The sequence below is a fragment of the Nocardia farcinica genome (assembly GCF_001182745.1).
Taxonomy (GTDB): Bacteria; Actinomycetota; Actinomycetes; order Mycobacteriales; family Mycobacteriaceae; genus Nocardia; species Nocardia farcinica.
This window is the reverse complement of the sequence record NZ_LN868938.1, coordinates 3,440,581-3,457,739: the sequence shown is the minus strand read 5'-3', so window position 1 is coordinate 3,457,739 and position 17,159 is coordinate 3,440,581. Positions and strand designations below refer to the sequence as shown.

The 17,159-nt window shown below is 72.2% G+C and carries 13 protein-coding genes; 7 read left to right on the top strand and 6 right to left on the bottom strand.

Translation table 11 applies throughout. The annotated features are described in order from the left end of the window. Positions 1-4,209: 4,209 nt before the first annotated feature. Positions 4,210-6,912, bottom strand: coding sequence for a WXG100-like domain-containing protein (locus AMO33_RS33115; protein WP_455635811.1), 2,703 nt, complete (start codon positions 6,910-6,912; stop codon positions 4,210-4,212). A gap of 319 nt (positions 6,913-7,231) precedes the next feature. On the opposite strand from AMO33_RS33115, the gene AMO33_RS16255 reads away from it, so the two are divergent. Both AMO33_RS16255 and AMO33_RS16250 read left to right on the top strand, forming a co-directional pair. After that, positions 7,232-7,891 (top strand): hypothetical protein, encoded by a 660-nt coding sequence (locus tag AMO33_RS16255; protein WP_139337524.1) that lies wholly within the window; start codon positions 7,232-7,234, stop codon positions 7,889-7,891. Continuing rightward, a complete protein-coding gene (locus AMO33_RS16250; protein ID WP_060593127.1) occupies positions 7,888-8,457 on the top strand; it encodes a hypothetical protein in 570 nt (189 codons plus the stop codon). Before AMO33_RS16255 ends, AMO33_RS16250 begins: the two co-directional genes overlap by 4 nt. Positions 8,458-8,463: 6 nt before the next feature. Here AMO33_RS16250 and AMO33_RS16245 read toward each other — a convergent pair whose 3' ends face one another. The 4 genes from AMO33_RS16245 to AMO33_RS16230 all read right to left on the bottom strand — a co-directional run bounded on the left by AMO33_RS16245 (position 8,464) and on the right by AMO33_RS16230 (position 11,669). Further along, positions 8,464-8,976: a YbaB/EbfC family nucleoid-associated protein gene (locus AMO33_RS16245; protein WP_011207332.1), complete on the bottom strand. Its 513-nt coding sequence runs from the start codon at positions 8,974-8,976 to the stop codon at positions 8,464-8,466. 15 nt (positions 8,977-8,991) lie between these two features. Next, complete coding sequence (locus AMO33_RS16240) at positions 8,992-9,306, bottom strand: PE domain-containing protein (protein WP_011207333.1); 315 nt, start codon at positions 9,304-9,306, stop codon at positions 8,992-8,994. An 82-nt stretch (positions 9,307-9,388) separates the two neighbouring features. After that, positions 9,389-10,126, bottom strand: coding sequence for a hypothetical protein (locus AMO33_RS16235; RefSeq protein ID WP_060593126.1), 738 nt, complete (start codon positions 10,124-10,126; stop codon positions 9,389-9,391). A 25-nt stretch (positions 10,127-10,151) separates the two neighbouring features. Then, positions 10,152-11,669 carry a hypothetical protein gene (locus AMO33_RS16230; RefSeq protein ID WP_082668733.1) on the bottom strand — a complete coding sequence of 506 codons (1,518 nt, stop codon included), beginning with the start codon at positions 11,667-11,669 and terminating at the stop codon, positions 10,152-10,154. Between the two features lie 177 nt (positions 11,670-11,846). Between AMO33_RS16230 and AMO33_RS16225 the strand changes: the two genes are divergently transcribed. Beyond that, positions 11,847-12,701 carry an SDR family oxidoreductase gene (locus tag AMO33_RS16225; protein WP_011207336.1) on the top strand — a complete coding sequence of 285 codons (855 nt, stop codon included), beginning with the start codon at positions 11,847-11,849 and terminating at the stop codon, positions 12,699-12,701. A gap of 7 nt (positions 12,702-12,708) precedes the next feature. Here AMO33_RS16225 and dtd read toward each other — a convergent pair whose 3' ends face one another. Beyond that, the gene (gene dtd, locus AMO33_RS16220) at positions 12,709-13,140 is read right to left on the bottom strand and encodes a D-aminoacyl-tRNA deacylase (protein ID WP_060593523.1); all 432 of its coding nucleotides are present in this window, start codon (positions 13,138-13,140) and stop codon (positions 12,709-12,711) included. 188 nt (positions 13,141-13,328) lie between these two features. On the opposite strand from dtd, the gene AMO33_RS32600 reads away from it, so the two are divergent. The 4 genes from AMO33_RS32600 to AMO33_RS16200 all read left to right on the top strand — a co-directional run bounded on the left by AMO33_RS32600 (position 13,329) and on the right by AMO33_RS16200 (position 17,157). Next, a complete protein-coding gene (locus tag AMO33_RS32600) occupies positions 13,329-15,344 on the top strand; it encodes a pentapeptide repeat-containing protein (RefSeq protein ID WP_060593125.1) in 2,016 nt (671 codons plus the stop codon). Continuing rightward, positions 15,341-16,141, top strand: a complete 801-nt coding sequence (locus AMO33_RS16210; RefSeq protein WP_060593124.1) for an ESX secretion-associated protein EspG — start codon at positions 15,341-15,343, stop codon at positions 16,139-16,141. The genes AMO33_RS32600 and AMO33_RS16210 overlap by 4 nt, the downstream gene beginning before the upstream one ends. A 174-nt stretch (positions 16,142-16,315) precedes the next feature. Next, positions 16,316-16,627, top strand: coding sequence for a hypothetical protein (locus tag AMO33_RS16205; protein WP_060593123.1), 312 nt, complete (start codon positions 16,316-16,318; stop codon positions 16,625-16,627). Between the two features lie 17 nt (positions 16,628-16,644). Next, complete coding sequence (locus AMO33_RS16200) at positions 16,645-17,157, top strand: hypothetical protein (RefSeq protein WP_041559842.1); 513 nt, start codon at positions 16,645-16,647, stop codon at positions 17,155-17,157. Positions 17,158-17,159: the final 2 nt, after the last annotated feature.

The following is a 17,159-nucleotide window of genomic DNA, read 5'->3' as shown; positions in this document are numbered from 1 at the left end:
TCGCCCTGCCCATCGTATGGTGGCAGTTCGCGCAGTACGGCTTGGGTTCCAGCGGCAGCGGATCGCCGTTCTCGTCCTTGGGTGGGACCAGCGAGTACGTCTGCGAATAGAACTCGGCCATCGCGGCGGGCGAGGCGTCGAGTCCGTGCTCGTCGCGCGCCCACAGTGCCTCGTTGGCGGCCTTCACCTCGGCGTGCCCGTAGGGGTTGTCGAAGTGCGGGTAGGGGCGGGTCAGCGCGGGCGATTCCGGGTTGCCCGCGCGATCGAGCGCGGGATAGCCACCGTTCTCCAGCATGTGGCCGCGCCTGCGCATCTCGGTGATGTTGTGTTCGATGGTCGGATGGGTGTCGTCCGCGGCGAGAGTGTCCGCGCCCGAGCCGTTGAAGCCTTCGTACACCACGCCGGTCCGCAGATCCATGACGACCGCGGACACCTTGCCGTGCGACTTGAAGTTGGCGTAGATGCCCTTCTCCTGCCACCGGGCCACCCGGCTCCGGCCCGCCGCGTTCGACTCGCCGGCCGGGGTGGCGCGGGCGGCGGTGAACTTCTCGGCCCGGTCGCGGGCGATGGCGTCGACCACCTCGCCGACCGGCCGTCCGCCGATGCGGATGATGAGTCCGTCGCTGTTCCTGGTCACGCCGTCCGGATGGTTGCTCAGGTCGGCGATGGCCTTCGGGCCGGGATCGATCGGGGCGACGGTGTGGTCGTGGGGTGGATACGCGCCGAGTTCCCAGCGCGCGACCTCCACCGCGTGGTCGGGATTGCGGGCGGCGGGCAGATCCTTCGGCAGGAAGGCGTGCTCGACGCGCGCGGCGAGTTCGGCGCGGTCGGTGGGGGCCGCGGGGATCTGCTCGAGCAGCGCGCGCAGATGAGCCGGTGTGCCGGGGGCCAACAGCCGCACCGCACCGTCGACGACGACCGCCATGAGCCCCCGGGGGCGGTGGTCGATGTCGGCGGCGAGGGCGAGCCGCTGACCGTAGCCCTGCCACGCGCGGTAGTCGTCGGGGTCGAAGTCGGGGTCGTTGGTCAGTTCCTCGATCAGGGCGGCGCGCGCGGGGTCCGTCGTGGCGTCCGGGATCGCGGTGTCGTCCGCTGCGGTGTCGTCGGAATCGGCGGCGGGCGTGGTCGATTCGACGGGCGTCGCCCCGGATTTCGCGGCGATGTCGTGTTGTTCCTCGGGGGAGCGGAAGACCGGGACGTCGCGGTGGGCGGCCAGGGCGTCGGCGACGGCACGGCGCACGTCCTCGGGGGTGCTGAGGGTTTCGGCGCTGCGGCGGATGAGGGCGACCTCGTGTTCGGGGGTGCCCGGGCGCAGCTCACCGGCGAGCTCGTCGTCGGCGTCCAGCCACGAGCGGTAGGTGGCGATGTCGAAGCCGGGATCGGCGGTCAGTTCGGTGACGCGGTTCACCATGTCGCCGGTGTCGCCGGGTAGCCGGCTCAGCGCGTCGGCCACGTGCCAGGAGGTCATGGTGCGGTCGACGCCCTCGACCGACAGATCGGCCCACTCGACCCGCGGCGGCCGCAGCGCCCCGAACACCACCAGCGGTTCGTTGTCGGTGTCCGGGTCGGGGTCGGGCTGGTGTGAGTCGATGATCTTCTCGAAGTTGCGTTCCCGCTGGTAGGCCGAGGGCGGGTCCCAGTAGACGTGCGGGCCGTGCTGCACACCCGCGCGCAGGATGGCCAGGTTGCGTTCGTGCTCGCGCAGTTCGGCGGGCGTGAGGCGGGTGCCGTCGGCATGTCGCAGATCGAACAGGTCGTGGTCGCCGGTGATGGGGCGGAATTCGCCGTCGACGGCGGCTTCTACGATGCCCTGCTCCGTGGTTCGGAAGGTGCCCTGCCGCTCGAACTCGCGCATGCTCGTCTCGTAGGCGTCGAAGTCGGCGGTGCGGTCCTGCAGCCGCTTCTCCAGTGCCGCACTGTGTTCCGGTGTCATTCCGGCGGTGTCGGGCATCCGCAGCATGCCGGGGGCGAACCGGCCGACCAGCCCCTTGGCTTCCGGTGGTGCGCCGAGTTCGATGTCGAGGTCGTTGATCGTCTTGTCCTTGATCGCCATCGGCTTGGGGACCGCGCCGCGTTTCAGATGCGGCACCGAATCCGGGTTGGTGGGCCGCACGAACATCCGCAGGCCGTACCGGTCGACATAGCGCTGGAGCTTCTGCTGGTTCTCGATCGGGATGCCGTAGAGCTCCTCGATCTGTTCGGGGGTCGGTTCGTCGTCGCCGGGCACGGGCACGGCGGTGTCGTCGGTGCCGTCGCCGATTCCGCCGTCACCGGGGGCAGGGGTGCCCTCTGCCGGTGTGGTGGCGGCGGGAGTTGTCGAGGCCGGGGTGGTCGCGGCCGGCCCGGTGGGCTCGTAGACGATCACCATGCGGTGGTCGGGCCGCGGGGGCGTGAACTTCGCCATCTTGCCCGCGTCGAGGACGTTGCTGCCGCCCGCGTTGATCGTGTAGTCGTAGTCGTCGTTGCCCGCGCCGGGGAACTCCGTGCGCTCGTCGATGCGGAACGGCAGCTCCGAGTCGGCGAACAGCTGCTCCAGCGCTTCCCACAGCCGGTCGCCGTCGATGTGGCCGCGGTCCCCGGGGTAGCCGCCGTCGGCCTCGGACTTCTCCGGTTTCATGTCCCACTGCAACTCGATGCGCGCGCCGGGCGCCAGGCCGTCGATCATGCTCCGGGCCAGTGCGTCGTAGACGTCGTCGTCGAAGTGGGCGCTGACGTTGTTGATGTAGATGCGGCCGATCCGCCCCGCACCGTCCTCGGCCAGGACGTGCCCGTCGAAGAGCATGTCACCGAACACCATCACCGTGCCCGGCTCGGTCAGCGGGCCGGGGTCGAGGATGCCGCGGTCGCGGCGGCGCTGGGCGGCCACCGGGAACTCCGAGGCGAGTTCGGTCTTGATGATCAGGCCCTCGCCCGCGCGGTCGGGCGCCGGCGTCATCTCCACCGCGAAGGCGCTGCGGCCGACGCCGACATCGATGGTGTGCGCACCCGTGGCGGCGGCGGGCGCGGCGGGCCGTGGCCGGTGCGCGATGCGCTCGTTGTCCTGCCCGAAGACGTTCTGCTCCAACGGCAGCCGGTGCTGCGGGCGGGGGCGCGGCAGGATCTCCACGGCCGCGCGTCCGTCGACTCGATCGTGCACCACCACGGTGTACTCGACGTTGACGCCGAGTGCGGTCGCGGCCCGGTTGGCGCGGTCGACCTCGCGCAGTAGATCCGCGAACGGCATCGTTTCGCCGTCGAGGGTGACGGTCGCGTCGGCGTGGTTCAGCTCGGTCGCGAAGCGGCGCGGTTGCGTGCCCAGGTCGTCGGCGGCCTCGTGCATGCGGCGGAAGCCGTCCTCGCCCAGGGTCTCCCGGAAGGCGTCGGGCAGGGCGGCCCGGAGGTTGTCGATGGCGGCGTGCACGGCCGCGGCGCGCTGGACCTCGGTGAGCGTGGTGTCGTTGAGGGCGGCGTTGATCGGGTCGAGCGCCGCGAACAGCTGTTTGGCCGGCACGGTCTTGCGCGCGGCGGCCGCCTGCTTGCCGGTGAACACCGGGTCGAACACGCGGCGGACCAGCTCCTCCCGGATGCGGCCCTGCGTCGCGAGCGTTTCCATCCTGGCCAGGCTCTCGTCGCCGAGGCGCTGTTCGAGCAGCGTCCGGTAGTCGGCGAGGTCGCCGAAGTCCGCGGTGTCGGGCCCGATCGCGGGGCGCTGCGCGAAGGGGCTGTCCTGTTCGAGGTCGAATCGCCCGGCCAGCACCGGGTCGTACCGGGACAGCAGCTCGTGCGCCTGCGCGGCGCGGGCCGGATCGGTCAGGCCGAGATGAGCGGCCAGGTCGGCCAGGTCCCGGCGCAGGGCGGGCAGTTCGGCGGTGCGGGCGGGGTCGAAGGTGGCGCGGTCGATGTGCGCGAGCAGCACCCGCAGTTCGGCGAAGCGACCGCCCAGGTGGGTGGTGAGCGTGGCGGGTGTCTCGGTGGCCGGGTCGATGTCGATCGTCGGTTCCAGCGACAACGCGATCTCGGCGAGCTCGTGCGCGACCGCGCGCGGGATGTCCGCCGTTCGGGCCGTGGGCGACACGCGCACCTCGTAGCCAGCCTCCGGGCGGCCGTCGAGCGGCCCGAACTCGGCGACGGCGCCGTCCTCGGTCGGCGCGACCCGCACGTGGATCTCCCGGCCATCGGGGAGGACGAAGTAGCCGCCGTCGCGGTTCCAGGCGATCGATCCCGGGGTGATCAGCAGCAGATTGTTGCCGATCTCGGCCAGCAGCTGGCCCTGGTCCAGTCCGGGCAGGTCGGCGGGCCGGGCATCGCCGCGGAAGTCGCCCACCGGGCCCGCGGTACCGCGCTGGTCGCCCGGCCGGTCGCTCCACGGCATCCGCGGGTTGGATTCCGGCACCGGCACGACGGGCCCGACCGGGACCACGAGACCGGCGTCGCCGCCACGGTCGGCGGCGGGCACGTCGACACCGGTGGACCGGGCCTGCACCGCGACCACGGGCGGCGCGACGCTGCCGTCCACGATCCCCGCCCTGGCGGCACCGGCGGAAGCCGGGGCAGCCGGGGATGTTTCGGTGATCGAGCCGGTCGGCGCGCCCGCGGCCGGGGCGGATGTGGCGCCGGGGGCGGCATCGACTCGACCGTCCGCGGTGGGTGCGGTGCCCGGGTCCCGGGTGCGTGACTGTCGACGGTCGCGGGTGCGGCGTGCGTGGCTGCCGACGGGGCCGCGGACAGGTGTCCGTCGACGGTTGCGGGGGAGGCGTGCGTGGGGGCGATCGAAGCACCGGGTGCCGTGCCGGGGGACGCCGGTGGTCGGCCATCCGCGGTGGGCGTCGGCTGCGGCTGGGCAACCGTTGCGGAGGGTGCGCCGTCGCCAGGAGCGGTCGATTGGTTCGCGGTTCCCGTCGCCGCCGAGGTGCCCGCCGGCGTAGGGGTGCCCGGCGAGGTAGACGTGCCCGGCTGTGTGGGGGTGCCCGTCGACGTGGAGGTGCCCGGCTGTCCCGTCGACGTGGAGGTGCCCGGCTGTGTGGAGGTGCCCGCCGACGTGGAGGTGCCCGTCGACGTGGAGGTGCCCGGCGGCGTAGCGGTGCCCGACGACGAAGTGCCGCCGACCGGGGCGGTACCGGGGCCGGGGGTGGGCGCACCCGCGCCGGGCGCCGCAGTGGCAGCGGGTATTCCGGCGCCGGGCAGCGCACCATTCGGTAGCGCCGTGCCACCGGCCGTCGCCGCGCCGGGCGTGCCCGCCGTCGCGGCCGTCGACACACCGGCGCGGGTGTCGAGTGGGTTGCGGTCGGTGACCCCGGTCCGCTCGCCCTGGCCCGGCGTGCCGGTGGAGTCGCGGGCCTCGCCCGTCGGGGTGTCCGCGGCGGTGTCCCGAGGGGTGGGGGTGGCCGAGTCGGCGGTCTGGTGGCCCGGCGCTTCGTCGCCGGTATCGGATTCGCGTCTGGTGTCCGCCGCGGGCGGGGACCCACCGTCCGTCGCGGTGTCCGCGTCCGGGGTCGGGGTGGCCTCGGTGGTCGGCCCGGCGTCGGCCTGGGCGGACGGCACGTCGCCGACCGAGCCGGCCGGTTGGGTGGACTGCGGGGTCGGACCGCCCGCGGACTCCGCGCCGGGCGCGGCGGCTGCCGCCGGTGTGGTGGCGCCCGGCGCCGCGTCGTCGGCCGTGCGGGTGCCGGACGCGGGGTCGGTCTGCCCGGGTGCCTCCGCGGTGGGGGAGCGGTCGGCGGCCGGTGTGCCGCGGTCGCCGGTCGCGGGATCGGTGCCGCGGTCACCGGTGGTGGGCGTCTGGCCGGGAGCGCGCTCGCCCGGGGTTCCGGTCGCGGTCGGGTCGCTCGCCCTCGGCTGTCCGGCACCGGGATCGGTGCCGCTGTCGCCGGCGGGGACGGTGGCCGGGTCACCCGGGACGGGTGGGGCGAGGCTGCCGTCGACCGGCGGGACGGTCTGTACCGGCCCGCCGCCTGGCCCGGTGAACTCGCCGGTGCCGCGGTAGCCGTAGATGCCGCCGGGCAGTGCGCCGGAGAACGCGCCGCCGGTGATGCTGCGCGGATCGAAATCCCAATTGCCCGTGAGCAATCCGGTGGCACCGTAGGCCGCCGCCGCGCCGCCGGTGCCCGCCAGCCCGCTGACCAGCGCGCCGTTGAACGCACCCCGCCAGCCGCCCATGCTGGTGTCGATGTGCCTGCCCGCGCCGAACCCCACGAGGCCGCCCGCGCCGCCCGCGACGGCCGAGATGGCGGCGTTGAGCCCGACCGCGTTCCAGTCGTACCCGTCGATGTGACCCTTGGCGTTCTGGTAGGCCTGCACCGCCAGTTCCTGGGTGGTGCCCTGGAAGGTCTCGATCAATGCTTCCTGCATCACCTCGAAGGTCATGTGCCCGATGAGGTCACCGACCCGCTTGGCGGCGACGGCGCTCATCCGCCGCCCGATCATCCGGACGATGATCTCGCTGATCCGCCGGATGAAGGCGTTGCTGATCGCCCGGAACGCCACCCGGGCGCTGGCGAAGACCGCCGCCGTGGCGAACGGACTCGCCGGGCCCGATGCCAGCGCCCACGCCACCTCGGCCACCAGCCAGCCGCCCGCGATGTAGAAGTTCAGCTTCGCGGCCTCGAGCTGATCGCCCATGGAATCGGCGGAGTCGGCCAGCGCTTGGTAGTTGTCGGCGAACTGGCGCAGCGAACCGTGCGCCTCGGCGGAACCGTCGCCGTCGCGCAGCGGCTGGATCCACTCGAGGATCTTCTCGCCGCCGCTGCCGTCGGGGTAGGCGTTGGCGAGACCGCTGATGATGCCGTCGAGATCGGGGATCAGCTCGCGGATGTCCCCGGCGACCTGCTGGAGTTCGCGGCCCATCTGCCACATCAGGTCTTCGTTGCCGTGCGGCCAGTCCGCGCCGATGAGCCACTCGAACGGCTCCAGCCACGAGGGAAAGTACAGGGCCACGGGGAACCTCAGTTCTCAGCGGCGTGGCCGGGCCGCGAGCCGGACGAATGAGCCGATGGCGCGAACCCTCCCACTCCAAGCTCCTCGCTCAGCACGCCGGCGTGTCCCGCCGGACTCTCCTCCCTCGAAACGACTGTCCCGATCCGGCTTTCGATTGGTGACGCAGAATCGACTCTGTCACAACCGCTCGATGAAGACAATACGAACAGCGGGTTCCGCGCGTCGCGCCGGGGGCCCGGTCCGGATGCCCGGCGGTGTGCGCGGGCAGTGCGATGATCACGGGTTTCGGCGGTGGTAGCGTCGACTGGCGGAGGACGGAATGGCAGAGATGGCGGACGCGCGGGCCGAACTGGACCGCTGGGGCGGCGAACTGCACGAGCGGGTCGCCGAGCTGGTCGCGGTGTGTACTCCCGGCGCCGAGGTGCGTCCGCCGGCGGAGCCACGGGTGGCCGACTGGCACGAGCCGGTGCGCTACCGGCACACGCTCACCGTCCGCGCCACCCGTGATCCCGCGGTAGCACCGGCGACACTGGCCGAGCGGGCCGCCGCCGCCCTGGCCGCCGCGGGCTGGACCGTGCACCGGGAAGCACCCGACGGGCCGGACGGGCCGTTGATCGTGTCCGGCACCCGGCCGGAACTCGCGCTGCGCGTGCGCTTCTCGACCACGTCGACGGTGGTGCTCTATACCGGCGAGACCGCCGCCGTCGCGCTGCGTCCCCCGGCGTCCCTGGACGCGCCGCCCCCGGTCCGCACCGCCGACGACGTCGACGACGGCTATCTGCTCTGCTACGAATGCGCGGGCACCGGCTGGTGCCCGCAGTGCCACGGCCGCGGCTGGGTACCCGACGAACAGCGGGGCAGGCGTCGCTGCCCCGAGTGCTTCGACCGCCGCGTCTGCCCGGTGTGCGAGGGCGCCGGGCAATTGGCGGTCGCCACGCTGACACCGGCCCAGCGCGCCAATTACGGTCACGAGCCATGAGGGGAGCCGCTGTGCCGCAGTCACTTCCGCTCGCCCGCAGTAACGCCGAAGCCAGGGTGTTCCTGCGGTTGCAGCCGTGCCACGTGTGCGGTTCCAAGGACTGTGCGTTCGACAGCGCCGTGCTCCGGGTGGACGGCGAGCTGGTCGGCCGCTACCGCGGCGGCTGCGCGGTGTGCGGAGCCGAGCGGGAATACCTGTTCCGGATCCCCGAACAGGTGCTCGTGCCGCCCGCGGACGGGGTGCGCTTCGGCGACGAGCGACCCTCCCAGCTGCTCGATCCCGGGGTGTGGCTGTGGTATTCCGACCGCTGCGCGCGCCGGCTGCCCGAACCGGGGGCGGCGCTGGACGACTCCCGGCGCCGGACGGCGCGGCACACGCTGGCGACCGCACTCGCGGCCGTCGAGGAGGTGCTCAAGTTCGTACCCGCCGGGGCGAGCGCGGTGCCCGCGACCGCCTTCACCTCCGTGGACGGGCGCGCGGTCTACGAACGCGAACCCGGCCGGTTCGACGCGGCGCGGCTGGCGGCGCTGCGCGACCACTACGCGAGCACGCTCGCCAGCTGGTAGACCCCGTCACCATCCCTCGTCGGTGACACCGGTGGCGCGGGCGGCGCGCCAGGATTCGTAGTCCTCGACCGGTTCGGAGCCGGCCGGCATCGGGTCGGCCGTGGGCTGTTCCCGCGCGCTGAGCGGCGCCATCGAGGCGGGCGGGATCGACGGCCGGTGTGATTCGAGGTCGGGCATGCCGTCGATGAGGTCGGAGAGCTTGGGCATGCGCGCCCGCTGCTCGGCGACCGGCGCCAGCAACTCCTGCGCTTTCCGTGCGGCTTCCTTGGCGGCCTCCTGCGCGGCCGCGGTGACGGCGCGGGCGATCTCGTCGTAGTCCAGATCGCCGATGTCGGCGGAGAATCGGGTCTCCAGCACCGCGCCGTCGGCGTTGACCGTCACCTTCACCCGCTTGCCCTGGGCGTAGGCGGTGGCGGTGAGTTCGGCGCGCTGCTCGGCGGCCGTCGCGATGGCGCGCATCTGGGCGGCGAACCCGTCCAGGATGTCGGCGGTGGCGGCCTCGGCGAAATCCTTCGGCATGCGTGCCTCCCGGCGTCAGAAGGTCAGCTTGTTGCCCTGTTCGAGCCGGGCGAGTTCACCGGCGGCCGTGGCCAGCCCGCCGGCGAGGTTGTCGAAGGTGGTGGCGATGGTGCGCGCGTTGGTGCTCATCGTGGTGGCGCCCGGACGGAAGCCCTTGGCGTCCTCGCCCTCGGCGAACCGGGTGCCGAACTCGTCGTCGCCCCAGGCAGACGGGCCGGGGGAGGTCGCCGCGTCGGCCGCGTCGGCGATGCGGCGCAGCCGTTCACCGAAGCTCTCCACGTCACCGGCCAGCGCGGACAAGCTCTGCGAGGTCACCTGGACTCTGCCCATCGTGGAACTCCCTCCCGGTTACGCAGCACGTGGAATCGACTGTGCCACAGCCGGAAGGTGAACTCAATATGAACACGGCCGCTCAGAAGCGGATGACGCGTCCCTGCCGCACCAGTTGCAGTCGCCCGTCGCCGTCGACGGCGGTGTAGGGACAGCCGTCGCTGCCCTCGCGCAGTGTCGCGGTCGGGTCGCCGGGGGCGATCCACCGCAGCTTCCCGGACGCCAGCCAGGGCGCCAGGTCGAAGTCGTAGTCGGCGGTGTTCTGCTGGTGTTCGGCCCAGCCGCGCCAGTGGCCGCGCGCGTCATAGGTGTCGTAGCGCCGGGTGCCCCAGAGGTTCTCCAGGGCGGCGTCGGTGGGCCGCGCGGTGCCGAAATAGGTGATGGCCCAGCCGGTGTGGGCGCCGATCGGCAGTTCGACGACGACCGCGCGCACCTCCTCGCGCGCGAGCAATCGGGGGACGACGTAGGGGCGGTCGGGGCCGGGCATGCAGTCGAACGGCGCGGGGGTCACCGGCTCGGACAGCCGGACCGCGCCGCCCATGGCCAGCCAGGTGGGCGGGACCGGATCCACCAGCCGGCGGGTCGGCACGTCGTAATCCCAGTACCAGCCGTCCAGGTCGACCAGGTCGATCGGCCAGGACACCGGCGTGCCGGTGAAGGGGCAGCGCGCGACCACCACGTCGGGAAGCAGTTGCTCGTACTGCTTGTGCACGTCGAACAGCGCGAACACGGCGTCGGGATCGGTGTCGCGCAGCGCCCGCAGCCGCTCGCCCTCGGCGAGCAGTCGAGCGCGTTCGGCGGCGAAGGTGTCGGCGGCCACGGCCCGCGATCCTACCGGCTGCCGGTCACGGTGCGTCCGTGCGGAAGTACAGCACGTGATCGTGGTCGAGCAGCGGCGCGGTCTTGCGCACCTGCCGGATTCCGCTGTTGGGCAGGTAGGTCAGGTTGGCGAAGCTCTGGGTGTTGCCGAAGGCGACGCGCAGCTTGTTCTCGGTGGCGAAGCTGGCGCCGTAGGCGGCCAGCCAGCCGAAATCCAACGGCGCCAAGGGCTGGTCGAGTGTGCTCGTGCCGGGCGGCCTGCCCATCGCCGCGTACTGGGTCGGCTTGCCGCCCTCGTACCGGCACAGTTCGTAGGCCTGGTTGTCGGTGGCGGTCACGCTGACGACCGGCCACTGCTGGGACAGCCGCAGTGCGAGCGGATGCCTGCCGACCGGCGCGAGTTCCCAGTTGAGGCTCATCACCGTGATCCAGCCGCCGTAGGACAGATCCACGATGACGATGTCGTCGCCCAGCGCGGTGGCGGGGTTGGGCGTGGCCGCGCCGATGGTCCAGTCGGTGCCCTCGCCGCCGTAACCGGCGGCGTCGACCGGGCGCGCGTCGTCCATCGCGTATGCGGCCACGATGGCGGCCTTGACCTGGGCGATCGCGTCGCGGTCGGGGCAGCGCACGCCGAGCGCGCCGAAGGTGGGGCCGATCTCCACCGGCATGGCGGGCGGCTCGGGGTCCTCACCGGGCGCCAGCGGCCGTAGCCCGACCAGGGCCAGCCGCCAGTTGATCTCCTCGACGGTGGACAGGTCGCCGGAGGTCTTGCGCAGGATCTGCTGCTGGGTGAGCCGGGCGGCCTGCTCGAGGGTTCGGCAGTCCAGTTCGGTGAGTGCCCGCAGCGATTTCGGGGTCAGGTCCAGGTCACGGATGCCGCAGGCGCGCAACCGGATCTGTAGCCCGGTCGGGGTGAACGAGGCGTACCGCTCGCGGTACATCGACACCGCCAGTTTGCGCGAGCGTCCCACCATCAGCGTGCGCAGCAGGGTGCTCAGGCTCGCCAGGTACTTGCCCGCCAGTTCGGGATGGGCGGCGGCCAGCTCGGCGCGGATGCGGGCGGCGTCCTCGGTGGCCGCCACGGCCGCGTTCTGGTCCAGCCTGCCCAGCCACACCCCGCACTTGCCGAGCCCGTCGGCACAGGTGCCCGCGACGGCCGGGTAGGCCTGCGCGACCTGGCGGTAGGCATGGCAGGCGTTGCGGATGGTGCTCACCGCCAGTTCCCGGTGCCCGGTCTGCCGGGTGGCTTGCTCGAACACGCGCAGCGCCTCCTGCACATCGCCCGCGTGCCGCGCGGTGACGTGCCCGTGGGTGAGCCAGTGCAACCGGATGCCGACGGCCTCCTGGGCAGGCGCGATGGCCTCCGCCGTCCGGTCGCGCAGCGCGCCGTTGGTTCTGGTCTCGAGCAGGGCTTTCGCCAGTTCGCACAACGAGGCCGCCAGCCGCAGTTCGCTCTCGGCGGTCCGGTCCCGCGCCGCACTGCGATCCGCCGCCACCCGGCGCTCGATCGCGCTCGGTTCCATCGCGATCTTCAACTCCCGCATCACCTTCCGCACACGGTCGTCGATTCGGCCGCACTCGTGCCCGCCGAGTTTGCCACATCCGCCGCCGCGGCGCTGCCGAAGGGGCGAGCCGAATCGGCCGCCACTGGGTGGGACGCACGGTGCGCGCGGCGGTGTTGTTTGGCACACTCCGTCGCAGTCGCAACGAAGGGACAGGACATGGGCGTCTACGCGGTGACCGGGGCCGCCTCGGGCATGGGCAGGGCTGTCGCCGAGAAATTGCGGGCCGAGGGGCACCGGGTGATCGGGGTCGACCTGCGCGACTGCGAGGTGGTCGCGGATCTGGCCACGCCCGCGGGCAGGCGCAGCGCGGTCACGGGGGTGCTGGCCGCCGCCGACGGCAGGCTCGACGGCGCGGTGCTGGCGGCCGGGCTCGGGCCGGTGCCGGATCCGTCCCGGCTGCCGGTGATCGCGGCCGTCAACTATCTCGGCGTGGTCGAACTGTTGGAGGGCTGGCACGGCGCGCTGGCCGCGTCCGGGGCGGCCCGGGTGGTGGTCTTCGGCAGCAATTCGAGCACCACGGTGCCCGGCGTGCCCGCCCGCACGATCCGGGCGTTCCTGGCCGGGGACACCGACAAGGCGGTGCGGACGGTGAAGATCTTCGGCAAGAACGCCGCCCCGTTCGTCTACGCCGGGTCCAAGATCGCGGTCAGCCGCTGGGCCCGCAGGCACGCGGTGACGCGGGAATGGGCGGGCGCGGGCATCCGGCTCAACGTCATCGCGCCCGGCGCCATCCGGACGCCGCTGCTGGAGCGGCAGCTGGCCACCCCGGCCGAGGCGAAGGCGATCAAGTCGTTCCCGGTGCCGACCGGCGGCTTCGGCGAACCCGATCACATCGCCGACTGGGTGCTGATGATGCTCTCCCCGGCCGCGGAATTCCTCTGCGGCAGCGTGGTGTTCGTGGACGGCGGTTCCGACGCCTATCTGCGCGCCGACGACTGGCCCCGTCCGGTTCCGCTGCGTCAGATCGGTTCCTACCTGCGGAAGTTCCGCGGCTTCCGGGCCAGTCGCTGAGCGGCGGTCAGGATTCCAGCAGCAGCGTGACCGGGCCGTCGTTGGTCAGTTCGACGTGCATGTGGGCCCCGAAACGGCCGGTGGCCACGGTGGCGCCGAGCTCGCGCAGGGTCGCGGCGAAGGTGTCGACGAGCGGTTCGGCCACCGGGCCGGGCGCGGCGGCCGACCAGGACGGGCGGCGGCCCTTGGCGGTGTCGGCGTAGAGGGTGAACTGGCTGACGACCAGGATCGGGGCGCCGAGGTCGGCGGCGGAACGCTCGCCGTCGAGGATGCGCAGCCGCCAGAGCTTGTCGGCCAGGGCGCGGGCGGTGGCGTCGTCGTCGCCGTGGGTCACGCCCACCAGCGCGACCAGGCCCTGCGGGTTCGGCTCGATCCGGCCGACCACCTCGCCGTCCACGGTGACCTGCGCGGATGTCACGCGCTGCACGAGTACACGCATGGCAACGATCATCCCATCGCCGCGGCCGGCCGCTCGGCGCCGATCGTCGTCCCGTGGAAGGTCAAGAGCGGCAAGGTCTTCGACGTCACTCGGCTGTCGTGCGTCACCGGGGTGCCATAGACTCGTCACCACTCGGGCCTAGGGTGCCCGCGACGGGAGTCGTCGGTGGCGGATCGAGGAGCGTTGGCGTGGGTGCGGAATCGGCGTGGTCGGGACTGGCGGGGGCACGGAAGGTCTCGGTCTGGCCGGACGCGGCGCTGCAGAGCGCGAACGCCTGCTCGGACATGATCGCGGCCATCAAGGGATACAAGAATCTCTACGACGGGCAGGGCCTCGGCAAGTTCACCGGGGCGCAGTTCGGTGGTCTCGACTCGGGTGGGCGGCTGGCCACGGCGTTCAACGACCGCGCCGTCGACATCTATGAGCAGTTCGACAAGCACATCGAGACGCTCACCGACCTGGTGGAGCTGTTCAAGGCGGCGGGCGCGGCCTACAAGGGCACCGACCACCAGTCCGGTGACACGTTGCGCAGGCTCGGCGAGGTGGTCGGCGATCCCGCCGCGAAGAACATCCCCTGGACCAAACCCGACCAGAACGCGCAGAACGGGAAGTTCTACTTCCCCAAAACGATGCTGAACGACAGCGAGCCCGCGGTGCCGAAGGGGCTCAGCCAGCCACCGCCCGCCGTGCAGTTCGCCCCGGTGACCGTGACGGTCAAACCGGAGGAGCCGGAGAGCATGTCCTGGTCGGAGCTGTACGACCTCGGGCAGAAGATCGATGTGTGGCCGCTGATGACGGTCGCCCCGATCTGGGGTGAGATCGCCGACAAGTCCTACGACGCCGCCTACGATCTCTACCGCAAACTTCAGGTCATCACCACCGAAAGCTGGCGCAGCGACGGCGCCGACCAAGCCGTCCAAGCCATCGGGAAATACGCCGAGAGCGTGGTCGCGCTGAGCCGCGGCATCCAGGTGATGGAGACCAACATCGAGTACACCGCCGACTGGTTGCACCGGACCAAGACGGAGATGCCGTCGCAGCCGGAGAAGCCGTGCGGTGGGCCAAGCCTGGGCGACTACCAGGCCGAGTTCGGCAAGTACTACGTCACCGGGGCGTTGCAGTCGGAGAAGTCGTTCCCGATGGTGAGTGATCCGCCCGGTCCCGGCGCGCCGCCACCACCGCCGCGGACGGACGACCCGGGCAAGGGTGACCCCCGCGGTGACGGTCCGCGCGGTGACAATCCGGGCAACGGCAACCCGGGGTCGGGTAACCCGGGTTCCGGGAATCCTGGTTCCGGGAATCCCGGCTCCGGTAACCCGGGTTCCGGTAACCCCGGCTCGGCTAAGCCCGGTTCCGGCAATCCCGCCCCGACCCCGACCCCGTCACCCGCGCCGACCGCGCAGACACCGCAGATCCCCGGTGCGGGCGACCCCAACGCCACGCAGAACCCGACCGGCACGCCCGCACCCGGATCGACCGGCACCGGCCCCGGCACCGGACAGAGTCCCACGGGTCAGCGCGACACCGGCCAGGGGATGCCGATGCTCAGCGCCCTGACCTCGGCGATGTCGTCCATGCTGCCCGCCCTCGCCCAGGCCGTCCCGGCACTGGCGCAGGCGCTGCCCGGTCTCACCCAGGCACTGCAACAACTGCCCCAGCAGCAGGCCGCGGGGGTCGACACCGGTGCGCTGGCCCAGCTGTTCGACCGGTTCCCGGAGCTGCGCACGATCCTGGCCGACTCGCCGCAACTCGCCGAACTCATCGCGGCCCACCCGGAACTGCGACCCCTCGGGGATCTGCTCGGCATTCCCGCAGAGCCACAATCCATCGAGCCGCAGGCCGCCGAGCCGCAGACGACCGAGTCGCAGACCACCGGACAGAACACCGCGCGGCCCGCCGAGACCTCCGGGACGCCCGCGCCCGCGGATTCCGGCGGTTCGCGGCTGTTCCCGCGCGCGGCGCTGCCCGACACCTCGTTGGCCCCGTTCCCGACCCCGGGCGTGCCCGCGGATCCCGGTGTCGCGGTCTCCGCGGGCCCGTCGCGCGCGGCGGCCTACGAGCCCGGTGCCGGCTGGACCGTGCCCGGCGTGGTCGCCGGGTCCACGCCGGGTGAACCGCTGGTCCGGCAGAGCATCGACGGCGTGGAACAGGAAGCGGTGGACGAGGATTCGCTGCACTACGCCCGCCCCGTGGTCGAGTCGTGAACCGCACCTGGGAGTTCACCGATCTCGAGTTCCGCGTGCTGTGCGAGCGCTACGGCGACAGCCGTATCCCGGAACCGCTGACGTACCTGGCGCGCATCCGTTACGCCGAGGACTACGACCGGGCCAAGTTCGAGGTGTGGGAACGGTTGCGGGCCAACGCGGATCCGGACTTGCGCGAGATCATCCCGATCCTGATCCGGCCGGAAGTATCCGTGCGGGTGCTCACCTGGTACGACCGCGGCCGCGACGATCCCGCGCTGTGGGTGCGGGCACGCGGCGGGCGCACCGGGGCCCGCGGCTACCTGGTGGTGCAGAAACCCGGTGAGACCGTCGAGCACAGCGGCGGGTACGTCATCCACGACTGCGGGCCGCGCGGTTTGGCCGAGGCGATCGTGCGCCTGCTGCCGCCGGGAGTGGAGGCGGGGCGCGCGGGCAGCATCCCGGTGGTCGCCGAGCACGTCGACGATCTCGAGAGTTACGGCGGCGTCCGGTCGCTGGTCACCGACGACCGGGACGATTCCGGGATCGCCCGCAGCCGTCGGTTCTTCGAGACACCGGCCGAGCGCACCGGCGCCGTCACCGTGCATCAGGGCCACTCCCGGTACGGGCCGCGCGGCATCATCGAACACATCCTGCTGTGGCGCGACCTGCCCGGCGACGGCCGCTACGTCATCGAACTGCCCTCGGCGGCACCGATGGCGGTCGGCATGGGCCGCAAATGGCTGACCAAGAAGATCGACGATGCGGTGGAGACCATGCTCGACCGCACCGAGAGCCACTGGGAGCTGCGCGGCTGAGCGGCCGCATGCCCGCAGCGCTACCGAACCAGGTGCCGCCGAACCAGGTGCCACCGAATCACGTTGTGCCACCGAACGTCAGCCGGGCGGCACCTCGCGTTCACGTTGTCGATACCGGGCGGTCGCCCGCCGCTGGCACGGTCGAATCCACGCACGCGCTTTCGAGGAGCGAACATGGGTGTGGAGAACTATCCGCCGTTGCTGGACAAGGCGGCGCAGAAGACCGGTGAGGTCAGGGACCGGATCAACGCCGTCCTGACCACACTGTCGGCCTCGCTGGCCGGCCGTGGCGCGCCGTGGGGCAACGACAAGATCGGGGACCAGTTCACCCAGGGCGAGAACGGCTACTTCGTCTCGCGGGAGAATCTGACCACCAGCGCCGCCAACATGGCCACCACGTTCGACAACTTCAGCACCTCGCAGACCGACGCCGCCTTCCACCTGCGCACGATGGACCTCGGCAACGGCGACCAGTACCGCACCTGAACGGGTCGCACCAGCGCATGAGCAACGAATACGCCAAGGCCGAGATGCTCTCCGTGCTCGACGAGGTCCGGCAGCAGATGCGGATGATCGGGCGCCTGCAACAGGAGCGATCCCGGCTGGTCGCCAGCGCGACCGTCCGCAAGCAGGTGACGGTCACCGTCAACGCCGACGGAGTCGTCATCGAGACCAAGTTCGGTTCCGGCATCGAGGATCTCGGCTACCCCGAGATCGCCAAGGCGGTGACCGAGGCCGCGCAGCAGGCCGCCGCCGAGGTGGCTCGACGCGGCCAGGATCTGCTGGCGCCCCTGCAGGATCGGCGCGCGCGGCTGCCCAAGATCTCCGACCTGGTCGAGGGGATGCCCGACCTGAACGCCGAGATCCCGGCGCCGCCGCCGGTGTCGACCGCACCGCCCGCCGCCCGGCAACGGTCCGTGGTCGACGACGACGACAGCTCCGCCCTGCGGTTCGAGGACGTGGAGGCGATCGATCCGGCCCGGCGCGACCGCGGCGTCACCGACTCCGGTTGGTGAGC

Coding starts and splice junctions, on each gene's coding strand:
- AMO33_RS16255 (WP_139337524.1), top strand. CDS start 7,232: ATGGCAGAGATGGCGGACGCGCGGGCCGAACTGGACCGCTGGGGCGGC.
- AMO33_RS16250 (WP_060593127.1), top strand. CDS start 7,888: ATGAGGGGAGCCGCTGTGCCGCAGTCACTTCCGCTCGCCCGCAGTAAC.
- AMO33_RS16245 (WP_011207332.1), bottom strand. CDS start 8,976: ATGCCGAAGGATTTCGCCGAGGCCGCCACCGCCGACATCCTGGACGGG.
- AMO33_RS16240 (WP_011207333.1), bottom strand. CDS start 9,306: ATGGGCAGAGTCCAGGTGACCTCGCAGAGCTTGTCCGCGCTGGCCGGT.
- AMO33_RS16230 (WP_082668733.1), bottom strand. CDS start 11,669: ATGCGGGAGTTGAAGATCGCGATGGAACCGAGCGCGATCGAGCGCCGG.
- AMO33_RS16225 (WP_011207336.1), top strand. CDS start 11,847: ATGGGCGTCTACGCGGTGACCGGGGCCGCCTCGGGCATGGGCAGGGCT.
- dtd (WP_060593523.1), bottom strand. CDS start 13,140: ATGCGTGTACTCGTGCAGCGCGTGACATCCGCGCAGGTCACCGTGGAC.
- AMO33_RS16205 (WP_060593123.1), top strand. CDS start 16,316: ATGGGTGTGGAGAACTATCCGCCGTTGCTGGACAAGGCGGCGCAGAAG.
- AMO33_RS16200 (WP_041559842.1), top strand. CDS start 16,645: ATGAGCAACGAATACGCCAAGGCCGAGATGCTCTCCGTGCTCGACGAG.